The 19,847-nt window shown below is 59.9% G+C and carries 16 protein-coding genes; 6 read left to right on the top strand and 10 right to left on the bottom strand.

Features of this window, described 5'->3' with window-relative positions:
- Positions 1–79: 79 nt before the first annotated feature.
- A complete protein-coding gene (gene hpt / locus AAHA39_RS15920; protein ID WP_005343302.1) occupies positions 80–610 on the bottom strand; it encodes a hypoxanthine phosphoribosyltransferase in 531 nt (176 codons plus the stop codon).
- Between the two features lie 201 nt (positions 611–811).
- Here hpt and AAHA39_RS15915 point away from each other — a divergent pair, with 201 nt between their 5' ends.
- Entirely contained in the window at positions 812–1,426 is a 615-nt protein-coding gene (locus tag AAHA39_RS15915) for a TetR/AcrR family transcriptional regulator (protein ID WP_033113077.1), read from the top strand.
- Positions 1,427–1,494: 68 nt separating this feature from the next.
- Here the strand turns inward: AAHA39_RS15915 and AAHA39_RS15910 are convergent, their stop codons facing one another.
- Positions 1,495–2,106: a flavin prenyltransferase UbiX gene (locus AAHA39_RS15910; RefSeq protein WP_041210212.1), complete on the bottom strand. Its 612-nt coding sequence runs from the start codon at positions 2,104–2,106 to the stop codon at positions 1,495–1,497.
- Positions 2,103–3,473, bottom strand: a complete 1,371-nt coding sequence (gene mpl / locus AAHA39_RS15905; RefSeq protein ID WP_320656494.1) for a UDP-N-acetylmuramate:L-alanyl-gamma-D-glutamyl-meso-diaminopimelate ligase — start codon at positions 3,471–3,473, stop codon at positions 2,103–2,105. Before mpl ends, AAHA39_RS15910 begins: the two co-directional genes overlap by 4 nt.
- A 196-nt stretch (positions 3,474–3,669) precedes the next feature.
- Here mpl and AAHA39_RS15900 point away from each other — a divergent pair, with 196 nt between their 5' ends.
- Positions 3,670–4,371: a phosphatase PAP2 family protein gene (locus tag AAHA39_RS15900; RefSeq protein ID WP_320656495.1), complete on the top strand. Its 702-nt coding sequence runs from the start codon at positions 3,670–3,672 to the stop codon at positions 4,369–4,371.
- Positions 4,372–4,440: 69 nt separating this feature from the next.
- On the opposite strand, the gene galE is transcribed toward AAHA39_RS15900, so the two are convergent.
- The 7 genes from galE to barA all read right to left on the bottom strand — a co-directional run bounded on the left by galE (position 4,441) and on the right by barA (position 13,303).
- Positions 4,441–5,454 carry a UDP-glucose 4-epimerase GalE gene (gene galE, locus AAHA39_RS15895; RefSeq protein WP_320656496.1) on the bottom strand — a complete coding sequence of 338 codons (1,014 nt, stop codon included), beginning with the start codon at positions 5,452–5,454 and terminating at the stop codon, positions 4,441–4,443.
- 85 nt (positions 5,455–5,539) lie between these two features.
- Positions 5,540–6,547 (bottom strand): hybrid-cluster NAD(P)-dependent oxidoreductase, encoded by a 1,008-nt coding sequence (locus AAHA39_RS15890; RefSeq protein WP_320656497.1) that lies wholly within the window; start codon positions 6,545–6,547, stop codon positions 5,540–5,542.
- Between the two features lie 82 nt (positions 6,548–6,629).
- Entirely contained in the window at positions 6,630–8,279 is a 1,650-nt protein-coding gene (gene hcp, locus AAHA39_RS15885) for a hydroxylamine reductase (RefSeq protein WP_320656527.1), read from the bottom strand.
- A 205-nt stretch (positions 8,280–8,484) separates the two neighbouring features.
- Entirely contained in the window at positions 8,485–8,952 is a 468-nt protein-coding gene (locus AAHA39_RS15880; protein ID WP_033113084.1) for a Dps family protein, read from the bottom strand.
- Between the two features lie 152 nt (positions 8,953–9,104).
- Positions 9,105–9,986 carry an N-acetylmuramoyl-L-alanine amidase gene (locus tag AAHA39_RS15875; RefSeq protein WP_320656498.1) on the bottom strand — a complete coding sequence of 294 codons (882 nt, stop codon included), beginning with the start codon at positions 9,984–9,986 and terminating at the stop codon, positions 9,105–9,107.
- Between the two features lie 30 nt (positions 9,987–10,016).
- A complete protein-coding gene (locus AAHA39_RS15870) occupies positions 10,017–10,496 on the bottom strand; it encodes a DUF1456 family protein (RefSeq protein ID WP_185228321.1) in 480 nt (159 codons plus the stop codon).
- Positions 10,497–10,591: 95 nt separating this feature from the next.
- Positions 10,592–13,303: a two-component sensor histidine kinase BarA gene (gene barA, locus AAHA39_RS15865; RefSeq protein ID WP_320656499.1), complete on the bottom strand. Its 2,712-nt coding sequence runs from the start codon at positions 13,301–13,303 to the stop codon at positions 10,592–10,594.
- Positions 13,304–13,379: 76 nt separating this feature from the next.
- Here barA and rlmD point away from each other — a divergent pair, with 76 nt between their 5' ends.
- The 4 genes from rlmD (at position 13,380) to pyrG (ending at position 19,788) form a co-directional block, all read left to right on the top strand.
- The gene (gene rlmD / locus AAHA39_RS15860; protein WP_320656500.1) at positions 13,380–14,702 is read left to right on the top strand and encodes a 23S rRNA (uracil(1939)-C(5))-methyltransferase RlmD; all 1,323 of its coding nucleotides are present in this window, start codon (positions 13,380–13,382) and stop codon (positions 14,700–14,702) included.
- A 211-nt stretch (positions 14,703–14,913) separates the two neighbouring features.
- A complete protein-coding gene (gene relA, locus AAHA39_RS15855; protein ID WP_040068329.1) occupies positions 14,914–17,127 on the top strand; it encodes a GTP diphosphokinase in 2,214 nt (737 codons plus the stop codon).
- An 84-nt stretch (positions 17,128–17,211) separates the two neighbouring features.
- A complete protein-coding gene (gene mazG, locus AAHA39_RS15850; RefSeq protein ID WP_320656501.1) occupies positions 17,212–18,009 on the top strand; it encodes a nucleoside triphosphate pyrophosphohydrolase in 798 nt (265 codons plus the stop codon).
- A gap of 141 nt (positions 18,010–18,150) precedes the next feature.
- On the top strand, positions 18,151–19,788 hold the full coding sequence (pyrG, locus tag AAHA39_RS15845) for a glutamine hydrolyzing CTP synthase (protein WP_033113091.1): 1,638 nt from the start codon (positions 18,151–18,153) through the stop codon (positions 19,786–19,788).
- Positions 19,789–19,847 lie beyond the last annotated feature (59 nt).

The following is a 19,847-nucleotide window of genomic DNA, read 5'->3' as shown; positions in this document are numbered from 1 at the left end:
GATACAGAAAAGGCGGCCGAGGCCGCCTGAGACAGAAAATGGCGCAGCGCCACCTTGTTCGGTATGTTTTTTAACCTTGTTACTCTTGCGGTACCACTTTGCCGATGAAGGGCAGGTTGCGGTACTTCTGTGCGTAGTCGATGCCGCAGCCGACCACGAATTCATCCGGAATGGCAAAGCCGACCCAGTCAACCGGCACCTGCACTTCGCGGCGGGAGGGTTTGTCCAGCAGGGTGCAGATGGCGAGGGATTTCGGCTCGCGCAGGGAGAGGATCTCGCGCACCTTGTTGAGGGTGTAGCCGGTATCGATGATGTCTTCGACAATCACCACATCCTTGCCCTTGATGTCGTCATCCAGGTCTTTGAGGATACGCACGTCACGGGTGCTGTGCATGCCGGAGCCATAGCTGGAGGCGGTCATAAAATCCAGGGTGATGGGCAGCTGGCACTGACGGCAGAGGTCAGCCAGGAAGACGCAGGAGCCGCGCAGCAGACCGATCATTACGACTTCGTCGGAACCCTGGTAGCGGGCGGTGATCTCTTCACCCAATTTGGCGATCCGGGCGGCTACTTCAGCCTCGGAGATCATCACCTCGACAGTGTGTTTCATCACTTACTCCCATATGGCCAAAGGGAAACTGGCCGTTCATGAACATCAAAACCGATGATTCTACCACCCGTGTCGAGAGGCGCCATATATACGTGGTGCTTTTATCGGCTTATTTTAATTGATAGAGTTAGCAGGCACTCAGGCATGATTAGTTACAATACTATAAACACCATAATCAATAACTATTAGATGATAAAAACTATGGAACCACGCGCAGAAATAAGACGTCGTACCCGGCTGTCGCCGGAGGCTCGTCGCAATCAACTGATGGAATGTGCCATCGAAGTGTTCTCCCGCCGCGGTATCGGTCGTGCCGGTCACGCCGAAATTGCCGAGCAGGCCAAGGTCTCTGTTGCCACCGTCTTCAACTATTTCAACACCCGCGAGGAGTTGGTAGATGAGGTATTGGCCGAGATCGAGCGCTTCGTGAATCAGATGTTGTCGCAGGCATACAGCGGCAATGGTTCAATCTTCGACAAGATCAAGCGCCATGTGAGCTTGTCCGTCGATGCGGCCTATGACCAGCCCGATTACGCAGGTATCTGGCTGGAGTGGAGTTCCTCGGTTCGGGAAGAGGTATGGCCTCGCTATACCCGGCTGCTCGATCAGTGCCTTGAGCTGATCGCCAGCGAGCTGCAAACCGCCATGGATGCAGGGGAGATCACCAGCGTGCTGTCGGCACAGGATCTGGCCCGCTCTCTGACCGGTTTTGGCTATGTGATGATGCAGATGATCAATCAACCTCAGCGCCCGGCGCGCGAAGAGGTGACTGATTTCCTGTTCAAGTACGTGACTGCACCTATTCAGGCTTGCTGATACGGCTTAACGAAAAAAGGCGCCCCTCATCGAGGGGCGCCTTTTTTTATCCGGCTTGTCTGGCCAGCTCAGCCGTGGCCATAGCCCCAGCGGCTGGTCAGCTCATGCTCGACACCCAGATGATCGAGGATGCGGGCGACCATAAAATCTACCAGATCCGCGATGCTTTTCGGCTCATGATAGAAACCCGGTGCGGCAGGCATGATGGTCACCCCGAGCCGCGCCAGTTTCAGCATGTTCTCCAGATGGATCGCCGAGAAGGGGCTCTCGCGGGGCACCAGAATGAGCTGGCCGCGCTCCTTGATCACCACATCCGCCGCCCGCTCCAGCAGGTTGTCGGAGGTACCGTTGGCAATGGCCGAGACGGTGCCCATGGAGCAAGGGCAGACCACCATCTGCTTGGGGGCCGCCGAGCCGGAGGCCACCGGCGAGAACCACTCCTCCTTGCCGCAGGCGACTATCTGACCCTCTTTGGCGCCATATTGGCGACAGAGATACGCCGATAGCTCCTTCGGTGAGCCCGGCCACTCCTGCTGTTGCTCGGTCTTGAGTACCACCCGTGCCGCTGAGGAGGCGAGCAGGTAGACCCGATAGTCCGCCTGCACCAGACACTGGAGCAGGCGCAGGGCGTAGGGGGCGCCGGAGGCACCGGTCAGCGCCAGGGTGATCGCTTTGTTCATAGTTCGCCGTGGTAATCCTTGAGGCGGGCGATCAGCTTGTCATGAATGCCGCCGAAGCCGCCGTTGCTCATGATCAGAATATGGTCGCCATCGCGGCTCTCGGCCACCAACCGGTTGATCAGGGTATCCAGATCGTTGAACACCTTGGCCGGTCGGGTCATATGGGTCGTCACCTCGCCGAGATCCCAGCCGATGTTGGGGGGCTGGAAGAAGAACACCTCGTCGGCGCCATCGAAGCAGCCAGCCAGCTCCTCCTTGTGAACACCCAGCTTCATGGTGTTGGAGCGTGGCTCCAGCACCGCCAGAATGCGGGCTTCACCCACCTTGGCGCGCAGACCGCCGAGGGTGGTCTCGATGGCAGTGGGGTGGTGGGCAAAGTCGTCATAGACACTGATACCGGCCACTTCCCCTTTCAGCTCCATCCGCCGCTTGGGTGATTTGAACTGGCAGAGCGCCGCAATACCATGCTCCACCATGACGCCGGCATGACGGGCGGCAGCGATGGCCATCAGGCCATTGTTGACGTTGTGCTCGCCGATGCACTCCCAGTGCACCTCGCCCTGCTTTTCGCCATCCAGCCACACCTCGAAGGCGGAGCCGTCATCGGCCAGCTTGACCGCTTTCCACTTGGCGTCGTCCTGACCCACCAGCTCTACCTCGCTCCAGCAGCCCATCTTGCGCACGGCGGTGAGGTTGTCATCCGCCTGCGGGAACAGCACCCGGCCGTTGCTTGGCACGGTGCGCATCAGGTGGTGGAACTGACGCTGGATAGCGGCGAGATCCGGGAAGATGTCCGCGTGATCGAACTCCAGGTTGTTCATCACCAGGGTGCGCGGGTGGTAGTGGACGAACTTGGAGCGCTTGTCGAAGAAGGCGCAGTCATATTCGTCCGCTTCGATCACGAAGAAGGGGGCAGAGCCGAGGCGGGCCGAGACCGGGAAGTTGCCCGGCACGCCGCCAATAAGGAAACCGGGCTCCAGCTTGGCGTACTCCAGCACCCAGGCCAGCATGCTGGCGGTGGTGGTTTTGCCGTGGGTACCGGCAACGGCCAGCACCCAGCGATCCTGCAGCACATGCTCCAGCAGCCACTGGGGGCCGGAGATGTAGGGCAGATTGCGATCCAGCACATATTCAACACAGGGGTTGCCACGGCTCATGGCGTTGCCAACCACCACCAGATCCGGCGCCGGATCAAGCTGGGAAGGGTCATAGCCTTCGGTCAGTTCGATGCCCTGTTGCTCGAGCTGGGTGCTCATGGGGGGATAGACGTTGGCGTCCGAGCCGGTCACCCGGTAACCAAGCTGTTTTGCCAACACCGCCACACCACCCATAAAGGTGCCGCAGATCCCGAGAATGTGAATATGCATACCGCTTCCTTTCGCAGTAAAGGGAAGTGCGCATTCTAGCAAGGTGACAGAAATTTGGCAGACCCAAGGGGGAGGCTGGCAGGAATTAAGTTGGTAGGGATGGGGCTTGATTTCAAATGAAAGCGCTTTAAAATGCCCCATTTTTGTGACGGCGGTAACATATTTTCGGCCGTTGCCCTTTCCGAGGAGAGTCTGCATGGGCAAGTTTCTGCTTTGCTATCTGGTCGGTGGTCTGGTGGCCATCAGTTGGGCTGCGCAGCCGGCTCATGGCCCTTGGGATCAATGGGATCTCGCGATTTTTCACACCGTCAACGCCTGGCTGGGCGAGTCTGCTCGCTGGGCGGATCTGGTGGCCATCACCAACAACCGGCTGTTCGATCTGGTGGTGCTGGGCTGCATGGGATTGATCCTGGCCCGCAACTTCTTTGCCCGTGATATGGCTGGTCGCCGTCAGCTGGTGGCGATGGGCATAGTGATGCTGCTGAGCGCAGTGGTAATCAACCAGCTTGGTCACCAGTTGCCGGTGGAGCGACCCAGCCCGACCCTGATGGTGAGCGATGCCCTGCGAGTCACCCATCTCAGCGAGATCCCGACCAAGGACTCTTCCGGTGACAGCTTCCCGGGGGATCACGCCCTGTTCCTGATGATCTTTGCCGGCTTTGCTCTGCGCTACCTGCCTCGCAGTGCCGGGATCTGCGCTCTGCTGATGGTGCCGGTCTTCTCTGCGCCCCGAATTTTCTCCGGCGCCCACTGGTTTACCGATGTCTATGTCGGCGCGCTGGGACTGGCGACCCTCTGCCTGCCATGGTTGTTGCTGACCCCGCTGTCGGATCGCCTGATTGCACGGATCGAACCCTATCTGGCCCCTTTGCCGCTGCTGCGTAGTCAGACCCACTGATTGAACGCCGCAAATTAAAACGCCCCGACATCTTCATGCCGGGGCGTTTTGCTATGGCCAGCTCGAGGATTAGCCCTGATAGCCGTTGGGGTTCTGGCTTTGCCAGCGCCAGGTATCGGCCATCATCTGCTCCAGACCACGCTCTGCATGCCAGCCCAGCTCGGCACGGGCCTTGTGCGGCTCTGCCCAACACTCGGCGATGTCGCCGGGGCGGCGTGGCTTGATCTGGTAGGGAATGGGTCGGCCGCTGGCCGCTTCAAACGCCTTGATCATCTCCAGCACCGAGTAACCCTGACCTGTGCCCAGGTTATAGGTAAAGACGCCGGTATCCGACGCGATGCGCGCCAGCGCTTTGAGGTGACCGATGGCCAGATCCACCACGTGGATGTAGTCGCGCACCCCGGTACCGTCCGGCGTCGGGTAGTCGTTGCCAAATATCCCCAGCTCCTTCAGCTTGCCCACACCGACCTGACTGATATAGGGCAGCAGGTTGTTGGGGATGCCGTTGGGATCTTCCCCGATGAGGCCGCTCTCGTGGGCACCGACCGGGTTGAAGTAGCGCAGCAGCACGATGGCCCAGCGGGGATCGGATTTGGCGAGATCGCGCAGGATCTCCTCCACCATCAGCTTGGAGCGGCCATAAGGGTTGGTGGCGCTGGTGGGGAAATCTTCCCGCAGCGGTACCGAGGCGGGATCGCCATAGACGGTAGCCGAGGAGCTGAAGACCAGCCGGAACACGCCAGCCCTGGCCATCTCTTCGCACAGCACCAGGGTGCCGCTGATGTTGTTCTGGTAATAGGTGAGCGGGATCTGGCTCGACTCGCCGACTGCCTTGAGCCCGGCGAAATGGATCACCGACTCGATCTGGTGGGCAGCAAACAGCTGTTGCAGGCAGGCTCTGTCCAGCACATCCCCTTCGACGAAGATGACCGGCTTGCCGGTGATCCGTTCGACCCGCTTGAGTGACTCCGGTGAGGAGTTGGAGAGGTTGTCCAGCACCACCACCTGCTGCCCGACGTTCAAGAGTTCAACCAGGGTATGGGAGCCGATATAGCCGGCGCCCCCTGTAACCAGAATTGTCATTTTTTATCCCGTCTTCGACTGAAACTGGAGCTGAGTCTACCTGCCCGGCCCACTCGGGAAAAGCGCGAGATGCCAGGAACGCACCTCAATAGTCGACGCTGACATCTCCGCTGGCGGTGCAGGAGCAGGCCAGTGCCACTCCACCTTCGAGATCCTGCGCGCTCAGGGTCATCACGCTCTGGCGCTCGATCTCGCCTTCCGTGGTGCAGCGGCAGGCACCGCATACCCCGGCGCGGCAGGCCGCCATCATGGTATTCCCCGCCCCCTCCAGCGCCGCCAGCAGGGTCTGACCCGGCAGGATCTTCACCTTCTTGCCGCTCTTTTTCAGGGTCAGCCAGAAGTGGTCGCTGCCGGCCGCAACTGGCGCTGCACTCAATGTAACCGCAGGCAGACCGAACGACTCCTGGTGCAACTGTGCTGCCGGTAGCCCCAGCTCCGCCAGCATGGTGCAAACTGTGGTCATGTAAGGCGCGGGCCCACACAGATAGACGTGGCGCGCGAGCAGGTCAGGTGCCAATTCCTTCAACATGTCCGCTGTGAGTCGGCCCACCCAGGGGTGATCTGCAGGGGCCTCTTCCAGAATCAGGGCGTGCCGTACACCGGCATGGGCCGCGGCCAGCGCAGCCAAGTCGTCTGCGAAGATCACATCCTTCGGCGAGCGGGCACTGTGTATAAAGCAGATGTCGGCGGCCGGTCGTTTGGCCAGCTCGTCCCGCAACATGGCCCACATGGGGGTGATGCCGGAGCCGGCACTGAGCAACAGCGGCCGCTGGCAGGGCAAGGCAGTCAGGTTGAAGTCGCCGAAGGGGCCATCCACCCGGATCACGTCCCCCACTTGCAGGGTCTGGTGCAGGTGGTGGGAGACCAACCCCACATCCTTGATGGTGATTTGCCAGCAAGCATCCTGCGGGCTGGAGGAGAGGGTATAGGCGCGGCAGTGGGGCTTGCCGTCAATCTCGGTATGCAGGGTGACGCACTGGCCAGCCAGCACGGCTGGCAGGCCGCCCGTCTGCGGCACGAACTGCCAGCTCGCCACGTCGTGGGTATCAGACCGGCGACCGATGCAGCGCAGGGTCAAAGAGGTGGAGGTCATCGCAAGGCTCCTCTTGCTCGGAAATGGCTTTGAAAAAAGGCGAGCTCAATGGCTCGCCAAACGCTTACAACATGCTGGAATGTCAGGCCGCCAGGATCTCGGCCAAGTCAGCCTCGGCCGTGGTGGTCCCTTTCAGGCCAAACTGCTCCTCCAGCACCTTGAGCAGGGCCGGGGTGAGGAAGGCGGGGGCGGTCGGGCCGGTACGGATGTCCTTCACACCCAGCGCCAGCAGGGTGAGCAGGATGACGATGGCCTTCTGCTCGAACCAGGAGAGCACCAGCGTCAGCGGCAGATCGTTGACGCCGCACTCGAACGCCTCGGAGAGCGTCAGCGCCAGCTGGATGGCGGAGTAGGCATCGTTGCACTGACCCACGTCCAGCAGACGCGGAATGCCGCCGATGTCGCCAAAGTCGAGCTTGTTGAACTTGTACTTGCCACAACCCAGCGTGAGCAGCAGGCTGTCGCGCGGCGCCGCCTTGGCAAATTCGGTGAAGTAGGCGCGCTCGGCCTTGTCGCCGTCACAGCCACCCACCAGGAAGAAGTGGCTGATCTCCCCGGCTTTGACCTTCTCAATCACCGCGGGGGCGGCCTGCATCAGGGCGTTGCGGGCAAAGCCGATGGTGATGAAGTGCTCGAGTTCGATGTGCTTGAAGCCTTCCAGTGCTTGCGCCTTGGCGATCACGGCGGAGAAATCATCCCCCTCCAGGTGGGTGACGCCCGGCCAGCCGACGATGGAGCGGGTGAAGATGCGATCCGAGTAGTTGCCCACATTCGGGTCGATGATGCAGTTGGAGGTCATCACCACAGCGCCCGGGAAGTTGGCAAACTCCTTCTGCTGGTTCTGCCAGGCGGAGCCGTAGTTGCCCACTAGATGGGGGTACTGTTTGAAGAAGGGGTAGGCCAGCGCGGGCAGCATTTCGCCATGGGTGTAGACATGAATGCCGGTCCCCTTGGTCTGCTCCAGAATGAGCTTGAGATCCATCATGTCGTGGCCGGAGACCAGAATGCACTTGCCGGGAATCGGGGTGACCCTGACCCGGGTCGGCTCTGGGTGGCCGAAGGCGCTGGTTTCACCCAGATCCAGCATCTCCATGATTTTGAAGTTGAGCTGGCCGATCTCCATGGCACAGCTGAACAGCCGACCCATTTCGCTCGGGTCTGTGCTTAGCCAGCTCATGATGCGGTGGAATTCAGCGGTCACTTCGTCACTCTGCTGATCCAGCACCCGGGCGTGCTCCATGTAGGCGGCAGCACCCTTGAGGCCGTAGAGGCAGAGCAGGCGCAGCCCCATGATGTCCTCGTTCACCTCGCTCTTGCCCCGATTGGGGGCGGCTGGCGCGGCATGGGCGAGCTGTTCCAGCAGCTTGGCACCGGGCTCGAAGTGGGCGGATGATGGCAAATCGTTCACCTGCACCGCCATGGCAGTCAGACGATCGGCCAGCTGCTGGCGATAGGCGAGGGCCTGATTGACGTAAGCCACGATGCGGGCAGAGTCGAAGTTGACGTTGGTGAGGGTGGCGAAGAAAGCCTTGGGTACGAAGGCATCGAACTCGCGATCTATGATGCCCTGCTCGCGGGCAACCAGAGCCCAGGCGCTAAGACCCTGCAGGGTATAGATCAGCACATCCTGCAGATCCGAGGTTTCCGCCGTCTTGCCGCACATACCTTGTGCGTAGGCACAGCCGTTGCCAGCCGGGGTACGAATTGTCTGTTCACATTGCACACAAAACATCATGCCTCTCCTAATTGGACATTTCAGTTGTCTGTTTTATGGCGATTCTATTCCTACGTCTCAGAACTTAATAGGCATTCATTTTGCCAATTAAGGTTCCCTTGATGCAGATCAAAAACAAAAAAGCCGCCCAAACAGGGCGGCAAGCGGGTGGATAAAAGGAGAGACAACTCGGGTTCGCAACAAAGCTCACTTCAACAATGGGTCAGGCCAGGTAGGCGCGCAGCATCCAGACCAGTTTCTCCTGCTGCTGCACGTAGTCGGAGAGGATGGACGCTGTCCCTTCATCACCGGCATCGGCGGCCTGAGCCAGAATGCGGCGCTGAGCCACCAGCAGTTCACGGAAGCTCCCCAGCAGGGATTCGACACAGGCACGACCGTCGTGCAGCCCTTTCTGTTCGGGAATAGCGGAGACCTTGATGTAGTCGCTGAAGCTGTGCAGTGGCACGCTATCCAGGGTCAGGATGCGTTCTGCCAGGGCATCGACTTTCAGCAGCAGGTCGTTGTAGATCTCCTCGAACTTCAGGTGCAGCTCGAAGAACTGGTTGCCACGGATATTCCAGTGGAAGCCGCGGACGTTCATGTAGAGGATCTGGTAGCTGGCCAGCAACTTGTTCAGCTCGGCAGCCAGAGCTTGTGATTGAGCGGTATCAAGACCAATCGGGCTTTTCATCATTCACCTCCAGATAAGGAAATCGGGTTTGACAATCTGTCTTGGAACGAACTCAGATTAACCCCTTGTTATTTGAAGGGATAATCGCTCGTACCTAACAGTTTGATAGCGAGTGGCTATCAAAGCGGGGAGGGAAGTGGAGAAAGGGTGGGCTAGTTTGGGTACTTCTCGAGCAGGGCCATCAGGATGGCCTGACACTCGCTATCCGGCTCACTATCGACTTTGCCGGCGCGAAAGTGGAGCTGGAAGGCACGCATGACGGAGCGGCTCTGCTCGTCCCACTGGCCGCTTTGTGACAGGCCGTAGCCGTAGCGAGCCAGCTGCTGCTGCCACATGGTGGCACTCCATTCGGGCAGAGGATTGGCAAGCAGCTCTGCCACCCGGCTTTCATCTGGCCAGGCGCCGACACCGTACTCCAGATAGAGCTGACGCCAGGGGAAGTGGGGGCCGGGATCCTGCTTGCGCTCGGGGGCGACATCGCTATGAGCCAGCACCTGGGTCGGCGGGATCCGGTAACGGTCGACCAGCTTGCGGCTGAGGGCGCCGACGGCGGCAATCTGCTGCGGGGTATAGGGTTGCCAGCGGCGGGCATGGGGGGCCAGCTGCTCATCTTCCGGCGGATAGCCGAGATTGACGATCTCGATGCCGAGCGAGCTGGCATTGAGCCCGGCATATTGGTGCCAGCGGCTGCGCCCGGCATGCCAGGCGCGCTGGCTGTCCGGCACCAGCTGATAGACGGGGGGCGGTGTCTCGCGGCTGTCACGGGGGAGCAGGTAGTGGGCGCTCACCTTGTGCTCCGGCTCGGTCAGCAGGCGCAGGGAGTGGGCGTCATCCTCGTCGGTGTAGTGCAGGATAAGAAAGGCGATCCGCTCGTTCTGGTTGGCGCTCTGATAGCGAGTGGAGAGCTGGTAGCTCTGCTGATTGCAGCCTTGCAGCAGAGAGCCAAGCAGCGTGCCAAGAAGCAGCGATGCGACGATGCGCCATCCCCTGACTGCTCGACGTTTGGGCAGTGTGATGGAGAGGCGCTTCGTCATGGCTGCTGGCCTGCCGGTTGAGCGGTGCAGTTAGCTGCGGTATTTGGCGGTGAGGCCGAGCAGGAAGTTGCGCAGGATCTGATCCCCGCAATCCTGATAGTGCTTGTGATCTTTGGAGCGGAACAGGGCGCTCAGCTCGGATTTGGAGAGGTTGAAGTTCGCCAGCTTGAGGGTCGCGAGCATATCCTCTTCCTTGAAGTTGAGGGCGATGCGCAGCTTGCGCAGGATCAGGTTGTTGTTGATCCGGTTTGGCACCACCTGGGGCGGCGCATCTTCCCGCACTCCGCGGCGGGTGACGATGAGACCGTCGAGGAACTGGCTCAGGGCGGAGTCGGGGCAGGCGGCATAGCCCGCTTCCTGTACTTCTCCCTCTTCGGCCTCTTTCATCAGCCAGCCGTGCAGTTGAGCATGGTCGATGGCCAGATTGCCCTTGGCAAACATCGCGACCATCTCGTCGTTGCTGATGGTGAGGGCGTAGCGCAGGCGGCGCAGAATATCGTTGTTGGTCATGCTGACTCCTGTTTAAACGGCGCAACTTTACCATCTGTCGGCCCCCGCGTCAGAAAAAGCGGGGTAACGATATCCAGGGCGTGAACCAGTCTGGCTCAATTCAGGTAGCGTGGCGACTCCTGGCGCACCAGTTCAAGGGCATCCTGCAGCTCCAGCAGCTCGGGCTCCAGCTCGCTGACCAGCACGCCGTCGCGCAGCTGTTGCTCCAGTTGTGACAGCAGTCGCTGCAGACCGGGCACCCCCGAGTAGGCGCAGCCGCCGTTGAGACGATGGAGCTGTGCCAGCACTTCGCTGTCGTCGATGGCATCCGCAAGGGCGGCATCCAGCACAGGCTCCACCTCGTCGAAACTGGCCAGCAGCATGGTCAGCATCTCTCTGGCCAGATCCTCCTTGCCGGCCGCCTGACGTACCGCCAGCGCCCAGTCGATCTGCTGATCGCCGACGATCTGGTGACGGCGATGGGCAAAGTCGGTGATGAGTCTGGCCAGCATGCTCTCGTCGATGGGCTTGGCCAGATAGTCATCCATCCCCTGGCGGATCAGGCGCTCCCGCTCGCCGGGAATGGCGTGGGCGGTCACCGCGACGATCGGCGTCTCGGTATTGAGGGACTGGCTGCGGATCGCCTGGGTGGCGCTGATGCCATCCATGATTGGCATCTGGATATCCATGAAGATGATGTCGAACGGCTGGCTCTGGGCCTGTTTGACCGCCTCCTTGCCGTTCTTGCAGAGCACGACCTGAGTCACCATCTCCCTGAGCATGGCGGCGATCAGCTTGAGGTTGGCGGCGTTGTCATCCACTGCCAGCACCTTGATCGGTTGCAGCTGGCGAGCAGATGGCTGGGCCGGCAGTTGCTGGCGGCTTGCCTCCGGGGTGAGCAGTGCGTGCAGCAGCTTGCGATGGTTGAGCGGTTTGGAGAGACAGTGCTGGGCACCGTGAGTCAGCATCGCCTCGTAGAGCGCGGGTTCATGGCTGCTGAGCAGCACTATGGTGTTCTGCTGCTGGCCGCTCAGGCTGTCGAGTCGGCTGATCACCTGTTGCGGCGTATGCAGGGTGCTGCTGCCAATGAGCACAATGTCCTGTTCACTCATCTCTGGCCAGGGGGCATCGTTTGTCAGTAGCTGCACATCGAGCTGCCACTCGGCCAGCAGCGCCAGCAGAGCGGCGCGAGCAAAAGGATCCGGCTCCAGCAGCCAGAGCCGTTTGTTGCGGATGCGATCCAGCGGCAGCTGATCGGTCTGGGGCAGGGGAGAGACCTCCAGATCCAGGCTGAAAGAGAAGACTGAGCCCTTGTCCAGCTCCGACTCGAAGCGGATCTGGCCGCCCATCTGCTGCACCAGCTTCTGGGTGATGACCAGACCCAGTCCGGTGCCGCCATAACGGCGCGAGATGGAGGAGTCGGCCTGATTGAAAGCCTGGAACAGCTGGCGCTGCTGCTCTTCCGAGATGCCGATGCCGGTGTCCCGGATCCGCACGTTGAGTTTCACCTTGTGGTTGCTGCTGCCGAGCTGCTCGATATGAACATCCACGTTGCCGCGCTCGGTGAACTTGATGGCGTTACCGGTGAGGTTGGTCAGCACCTGCTGCAGACGCATGGGGTCGCCGGTGAGGGTATCGGGGACATCCGCATCGACCCGCAAAGAGAGCTCCAGTTGCTTGTCGTGGGCGCTGGGGCCGAGCAGGTGCATGGTCTCGTTGAGGGTGTCGCGCAGGCTGAAGGGAATATGCTCCAGCTGCAGCTTGCCCGCCTCCAGCTTGGAGAAGTCGAGGATGTCGTTGATGATGCCAAGCAGGTTGCGCGCCGACTTCTCGATGGTCTGCATGTAGTCGGTCTGGCTCGGCGTGAGGCTGGTCTTGAGTAGCTGGCGGGTAAAACCGATGACGCCGTTGAGCGGAGTGCGCAGCTCGTGAGACATGTTGGCGAGGAACTCCGATTTGACCCTTGCCGCCTCCTGCGCCCGCTTCTTGGCCATGTCGAGCTCGACGTTCTGGATCTCGATCTGCTCCAGTGTCTCGCGCAAATCCGAGGTGGCCTGATCGATATTCTGCTGCATCTCCTCGTGATATTCGGAGAGCGCCTTGGCCATCGCGTTGATGCCGTTTTTCAGCATGTCCAGCTCGCCGGTCAGCTCACCGCTGACCCGGGTGTCGAGCCGTCCTTCCCGGATCTTGTGCACCGCCTGCACCATGTTGGTGATGGGCTGGGTCACGCTCTTGACCAGCCGGAAGCCAAACAGGGTACTGACGGCGACCCCGAGCAGCACCATGATGATGGCGAAGAAGGTATCGCGGTAGTGGAGCAGCATGGCGCGATCCGTGGTCATCTGCATCGAGATGTAACCGATCATCGGCGGCTCTACATCGCTGGGCAGCGGGAAGCCATCCATGGTGGTTTCGGCCTGGATCGGGGTGCGTAATATGATGTCGTCACCGTAGAGGGTGATACTGGTCAGCTCCGGAATCGGCTCGCCATCGGGCAGTTGCAACCGGGTGAAGTCCCTGTGGTAGTTGGACGTCACGAACAGCTGGTTGTCCTGAGTGAAGACGGCAATGGACTTGATGAGCGGCGAGTTCTTGCGATGGGTCAGACCAATCAGCCGCTTGAGGGATTCGCGGCTGTGCTGGGTCATACCATATTCACTGGCGATGGCCAGTGGCTCTATGATGTTGATCCCTTGATCGATCAGGTTGTTTTCCAGCTGCTGGTAGCGATGGAAGGTGAAGTAGCCGGCCATCAGGCCACCGATGATCAAGGTGGGTAATATGGTAAATGCCAGCACCCGCGCCCGAAGGCCGTATTTGGTCATACTATTATTCTTGTGGGACAATAGCCTGCTGCAGATTCCACAATCATGACATAGCCACCTATAGGCACCAAGTTTTATGGCCCAGTTTTTCAAGCCCCAAAAGAAATCCACCCAACCCCAACGCATTGAATTTACGGTAGACACCCTCGATCACCACTGTGTCGGGATCGGTCGTCATCAAGGCAAGGCGATCTTTGTTGAAGGGGCGCTGCCCGGCGAGACCATCAAGGCTCGCATCACCGAAGACAAAAAGCAGTATGGCCATGCCGCTCTGCAACAGGTGGTGACACCAGCCGCCAACCGCATTGCCCCCTTCTGCAGCCACTACCGCGAGTGCGGTGGTTGCAGCGCCCAGCATATGTCGGTGGCGGATCAGCAGGCAGCCAAGGCGGCCGGGCTGGTCAATCTGTTCGAGCGTCTCGGCAATATCAGTGCGCCGGTGCTGGAGCCGGTGCTGACTGGCGAGGAGCGTGCCTATCGCCGGGTCTGCCGGCTGGCCATCAAATTCGACAAGAACGGTCGCTGCACCCGGGTCGGTTTTCGTCGCCGCAACAGCAACGATCTGGTGGAGATCGAAGGGTGCCCGGTGCTGGCCGAACCGCTCTCTGCTCTGATTGCGCCGCTGCGCGAGTGCCTCAATCGCTTGAAGAGCCAGCGCGAGCTGGGTCATGCCGAACTGATCCAGGCGGAGCAGGGGATCATGATGCTGCTCCGTCATACAGGTCGTCCCAACGAGACGGATCGGGCGCAGCTGGTGGAGTTTGCAACCGAGCAGGGTATCGACCTCTATCTGCAGGCGGCCGACGACAAGATAGTGCCGCTGCATCAGCAGTTCGAGCCCTCTTACTCGCTGGATGGCCTGTCTCTTGCATTTGCACCGGGTGACTTCATTCAGGTCAACGGCCCCGTCAACCAGCAGATGGTCGATCAGGCGCTCTCATGGCTTGGGGCGAGCAAGGATGACAAGGTGCTCGATCTCTTCTGTGGCATCGGCAACTTTACCCTGCCGCTGGCCCGTCAGGCCCGCGAAGTGGTGGGGGTGGAAGGTGAGCTGGCCATGGTGGCGCGCGCCGAAGAGAACGCCCGTCGCAACGGCATCAGCAACGCCCGTTTCTACAAGGCGGACTTGAGCGGCGATATCGTCGGCATGTCCTGGGCGCGGGAAGGGTTCGATCTGGTACTGCTGGATCCGGCTCGTCCCGGTGCGCTGGAGGTGATGGAGCACGTCGTGAAACTTTCACCCAAGCGGGTGGTCTACGTCTCCTGTAATCCGGTAACGCTGGCGCGTGATAGCCAGGTGCTGGTGAAGGGCGGTTATCGACTGGTACGGTTGGGCATGCTCGACATGTTCCCCCACACCGGTCATCTGGAGTCCATGGCCCTCTTCGAGCGGGGCTAGCGAGTGCTCATCAGCAACCTGAACTGAAGCTGTTTGAGCAGACGTGATTGGGGTAACCTAGCCCCTCGTAATTCGGCTGGGCCTGCCGGAGAGACCTATTGTCTTTTTTGACAATATGCCTTGAAACCCTCTCCGGAAATCCCCATTTGAGGCGATCTCACAAGGGGTGAAAGTGACTACTTTCGGCCAAACACTTTAAAGGATTGATACCATGGTTGCGGTTCGCGATATTCATTTGAAAGACAACTTCACCCTGGAGGAGTGGGTCAGCTCGCTCACCCTGAGTGACAGTGACAAGGAGCAGTTGCGAACCGTCTACCAGTATTGCCTGACGTTGGGCGACGAGGCCCTCACCAGCAAGTTGCTGGTGCGCGGCATCGAGATGGTGGGCATCCTGCTGATGCTCAGCATGGATCTCGGTACCCTCAAGGCCGCCATCATCTACCCCTTTGTCGAAGCCGGTCTCATCAGCCAGGAGCGGATGGACGAGGATTTCGGGCCCAAGATCGCCAAGCTGGTGGAAGGGGTGCTGGAGATGGAGGCCATCCGCTCCCTGCAGACCCTGCACCGCAGCGAAACCTCGCCTGAGCAGGTCGACAATGTGCGCCGCATGCTGCTCGCTATGGTCGAGGATGTGCGTGCCGTGGTCATCAAGTTGGCCGAGCGGATCGCCTGCCTGCGGGAAGCGAAAAAGGCGGATGAAGAGACCCGGGTGCTGATGGCCCAGGAGATCACCAACATCTATGCGCCGCTCGCCAACCGGCTCGGTATCGGTCAGCTCAAGTGGGAGCTTGAAGATCTCGCCTTCCGTTATCTGCACCCGGAAACCTACAAGCAGATCGCCAAACAGCTGGATGAGAAGCGGCTCGATCGGGAGCGCTACATTCAGGAGTTTGTGCGCTCCCTGCGCGATGCGCTGAAAGAGGCGGGGGTCGAGGCCGAGGTCTACGGCCGGCCGAAACACATCTACAGCATCTGGCGCAAGATGCAGAAGAAGCATCTCGAATTCAACGAGCTGTTCGACGTGCGCGCGGTGCGGGTGGTAACCAAGCGGCTGCAGGATTGCTATGCGGCGCTCGGCATCGTTCACACCCACTTCCACCACATTCCCCGCGAGTTTGATGACTACGTCGCCAACCCCAAACCCAACGGCTATCAGTCGATCCACACGGTAGTGGTGGGGCCGGAGGGCAAGACGGTCGAGATCCAGATCCGTACCGACCAGATGCATCAGGATGCCGAGCTCGGCGTCGCTGCCCACTGGCGCTACAAGGAGGGTCCGCAGGCTGGCGGCAAGGCCAACACCTTCGAAGACAAGATCGAGTGGCTGCGCAAGCTGCTCGCCTGGCAGGAGGATCTCTCCGAGAGCGGCTCCCTGCTCGAGGATCTGCGCAGTCAGGTGTTCGAGGACAGGGTCTATGTCTTCACCCCGAAAGGGGATGTCATCGACTTGCCGGCGGGGGCCACTCCGCTCGACTTTGCCTATCACGTTCACAGCATGATCGGCCACCGCTGTATCGGTGCCAAGATTGACGGCCGCATCGTGCCGTTCACCTACGCGCTGCAGACCGGCGATCAGGTGGAGGTGATCACCCAGAAGGAGCCGAACCCGAGCCGCGACTGGATGAACCCCAACGCTGGTTTCCTGCGCTCCAGCCGGGCGCGGGCCAAGGTAGCGACCTGGTTCAGAAAGCTGGATCGGGACAAGAATATCGTGGCCGGTCGCGAGCTGTTCGAGAAGGAGCTGGATCGCCACAACCTCAGCATGTCCAAGATCGACAAGGGCAACATGCTGCGCCGCTTCAATCTGGAGAGCACCGACGATCTGCTGGCTGGTATCGGCAGCGGCGATATCCGCATCAACCAGGTGCTCAACTATCTCGACACCTGCTACAACAAGCCGACGGCGGAAGAGGAAGATCGTCGCCTGCTGGAGAGGCTGGAGCAGAAGGCCAATGCGCCGATGCGCCACAAGCCCAAGGATCACATAGTCGTGGAAGGGGTCGGCAACCTGATGACCCATATTGCCCGCTGCTGTCAGCCGATCCCGGGCGATGCCATTCAGGGCTTCATCACCATGGGGCGCGGCGTCTCCATCCACCGAGAAGATTGCGAGCAGTTGAAAGAGCTTTCCCGTCGCAACCCGGAGCGACTGATCGATGCGGTGTGGGGGGAGAACTATTCCGGCGGTTACAGCCTCACCATCCGGATCATCTCCAATGATCGCTCCGGCCTGCTGCGGGACATCACTACCGTGCTGGCCAACGAGAAGATCAATGTGATGGGGGTACGCTCACGCTCCAACGTGCGCGAACAGACCGCCGAGATCGACATGGAGCTGGAGATCTACAACATCAACGCCTTCAACCGGGCGTTGGCCAAGCTCAGCCAGCTCAATGACGTAATTAGCGCCAAGCGCCTCTGATTGTCATCAAGAACCAACTTGTGACCGACCGCCAGGTCGGTCACTGTTTTGCCCCTGCGGTACGAATCAACAGGCGAATATCCTATGTCCCAACGTTACGACCTGCCCCAACTGCTCGACATCATGGCTCGCCTGCGCGATCCGCAAAACGGCTGCCCCTGGGATCTGAAACAGAACTTCCAGACCATAGTGCCGCATACCCTGGAAGAGGCCTACGAAGTGGCCGATGCCATCGAGACCGAAGATTGGCAGGGGTTGAAAGGGGAGCTGGGTGACCTGCTGTTTCAGGTGGTGTTTTACGCCCAGCTTGGCAAGGAGCAGGGGCTGTTCGACTTCGCCGATATCGTCGATACGGTGAGCGAGAAACTCATTCGCCGCCACCCCCATGTCTTCTCGGATGCCGACCTTGGCGACGAGCAGGCAGTAAAAGCGAACTGGGAAGCAGAAAAGGCCAAAGAGCGGGCGGCCCTCGACAAAGAGAGCGTGCTGGACGATATCCCGCTCTCGCTGCCGGCCCTGACCCGCGCCGCCAAGATCCAGAAACGCTGTGCCACCGTCGGTTTTGACTGGAAGACGCTGGGGCCGGTGGTGGACAAGATCCACGAGGAGATCGACGAGGTGATGGAAGAGGTGCTGATGGTCGATGTGGACGAGGCGCGGGTGAGCGACGAGCTCGGCGATCTGCTGTTTGCTACCGTCAATCTGGTGCGCCATCTGGGCAAGGACCCGGAGCAGGTGCTGCGGGGCGCCAACGCCAAGTTCGAGCGTCGCTTTCGTCAGGTTGAACAGATAATCGCCGCAGAAGGGCTGAAAATGACCGATTGCACCCTCGAAAAGCTTGATGCTGCCTGGGACAAGGCAAAGGAAACCGAGCAAAGTTGATTTGGCGCAAGATGGGGCGGCAAGGAGCCTGATAGATTTTTGCTCATTGTTTGGGAGAGGGGTTTTTGGTATACTGTTTCCCCGTCCTGCTTCATCCCCGAAGCACCCCTTAAAATTCCCTAAACTTCTTTCAGGTTCAGCATGACGACCAAATATATTTTTGTTACTGGTGGCGTTGTTTCATCCCTCGGCAAAGGCATTGCCGCAGCTTCTCTGGCAGCCATTCTGGAAGCCCGTGGTCTGGATGTGACCATCATGAAACTGGACCCCTACATCAACGTGGATCCGGGCACCATGAGCCCGACCCAGCATGGTGAAGTGTTCGTAACCGAGGACGGGGCCGAAACCGATCTGGATTTGGGTCACTACGAGCGTTTCATCCGCACCAAGATGACCCGTCGCAACAACTTTACCACCGGCCGTATCTACGCCGACGTACTGCGTAAAGAGCGTCGTGGTGACTATCTGGGCGCCACCATTCAGGTTATCCCGCACATCACCAACGCCATCAAAGAGCGGGTGATTGCCGGTGCCGAAGGCCATCAGGTTGCCATCGTCGAAGTGGGCGGTACCGTAGGTGACATCGAGTCCCTGCCGTTCCTCGAAGCCATTCGTCAGCTGGCTGCCGAAGTGGGCCGCAACAATGCCATGTTCATGCACCTGACTCTGGTTCCTTACCTGGCCGCTGCCGGTGAAGTGAAGACCAAGCCGACCCAGCACTCTGTAAAAGAGCTGCTCTCCATCGGTATCCAGCCGGATGTGCTGATCTGCCGCTCCGACCGTGCCATTCCGGCCAACGAGCGCGCCAAAATTGCCCTGTTCTGCAACGTGCCCGAGCGCGCCGTCATCTCCATGAAAGACGTCGACTCCATCTACAAGATCCCGGCACTGCTGAAATCCCAGAACCTGGACTCCTACTTCACCGAGCGTTTCGGTCTGGAGTGCAAGGAAGCTGATCTCTCCGAGTGGGAACAGGTTATCTACGAAGAGGCCAACCCGACTGGTGAAGTGACCATCGGTATGGTCGGCAAGTACGTCTCCCTGCCGGATGCTTACAAGTCCGTCAACGAGGCGCTCAAGCACGGTGGTCTGAAGACCCGTCACTCCGTCAACATCAAGTACATCGACTCTCAGGATATCGAGACCCGTGGCTCCGAGCTGCTGGAAGGTCTGGACGCAATCCTGGTGCCGGGTGGCTTCGGTGAGCGCGGCGTGGAAGGCAAAATCCTGGCTGCCCAGTATGCCCGCGAGAACAAGATCCCCTATCTGGGTATCTGCCTCGGCATGCAGGTTGCCATGATCGAATTCGCTCGCAACGTCGCGGGCATGGAAGGGGCTCACTCCTCCGAATTCAAGAAAGATTGCGCGTACCCGGTCGTCGGCCTCATCACCGAGTGGGTGGATGAAGAGGGCAATATCGAGACCCGTACCGAGAAGTCCGATCTGGGCGGTACCATGCGTCTGGGTTCCCAGCTTTGCCACCTGGTCGAAGATTCCAAGGTGCGTCAGATGTACGGCAGCCCGACCATTTACGAGCGTCACCGCCACCGTTATGAAGTCAACAACAAGCTGCTGCCGCAGATCGAGGCAGCCGGCCTGAAAGTGACCGGTCTCTCCGCTGACAAGAAGTTGGTGGAAATCATCGAGATCCCGGATCACCCCTGGTTCGTGGCCGCGCAGTTCCACCCGGAGTTCACCTCAACTCCTCGTGATGGCCACGCCCTGTTCGCCGGTTTTGTGAAGGCGGCAGGCGAGTATCAGAAGCGTAATTTGAAGTAATTGAAAATAAATGCGGTTGGGGCACTGTGCCACAGCCGCTTTTTTTGGCATATTTTTGT

Origin of the sequence: Aeromonas sp. SE22 (assembly GCF_038739755.1) — a bacterium.
GTDB lineage: Bacteria > Pseudomonadota > Gammaproteobacteria > Enterobacterales > Aeromonadaceae > Aeromonas > Aeromonas jandaei.
Note: the sequence above shows the minus strand (reverse complement) of the source record. Positions and strands in the feature narration are given on the sequence as shown.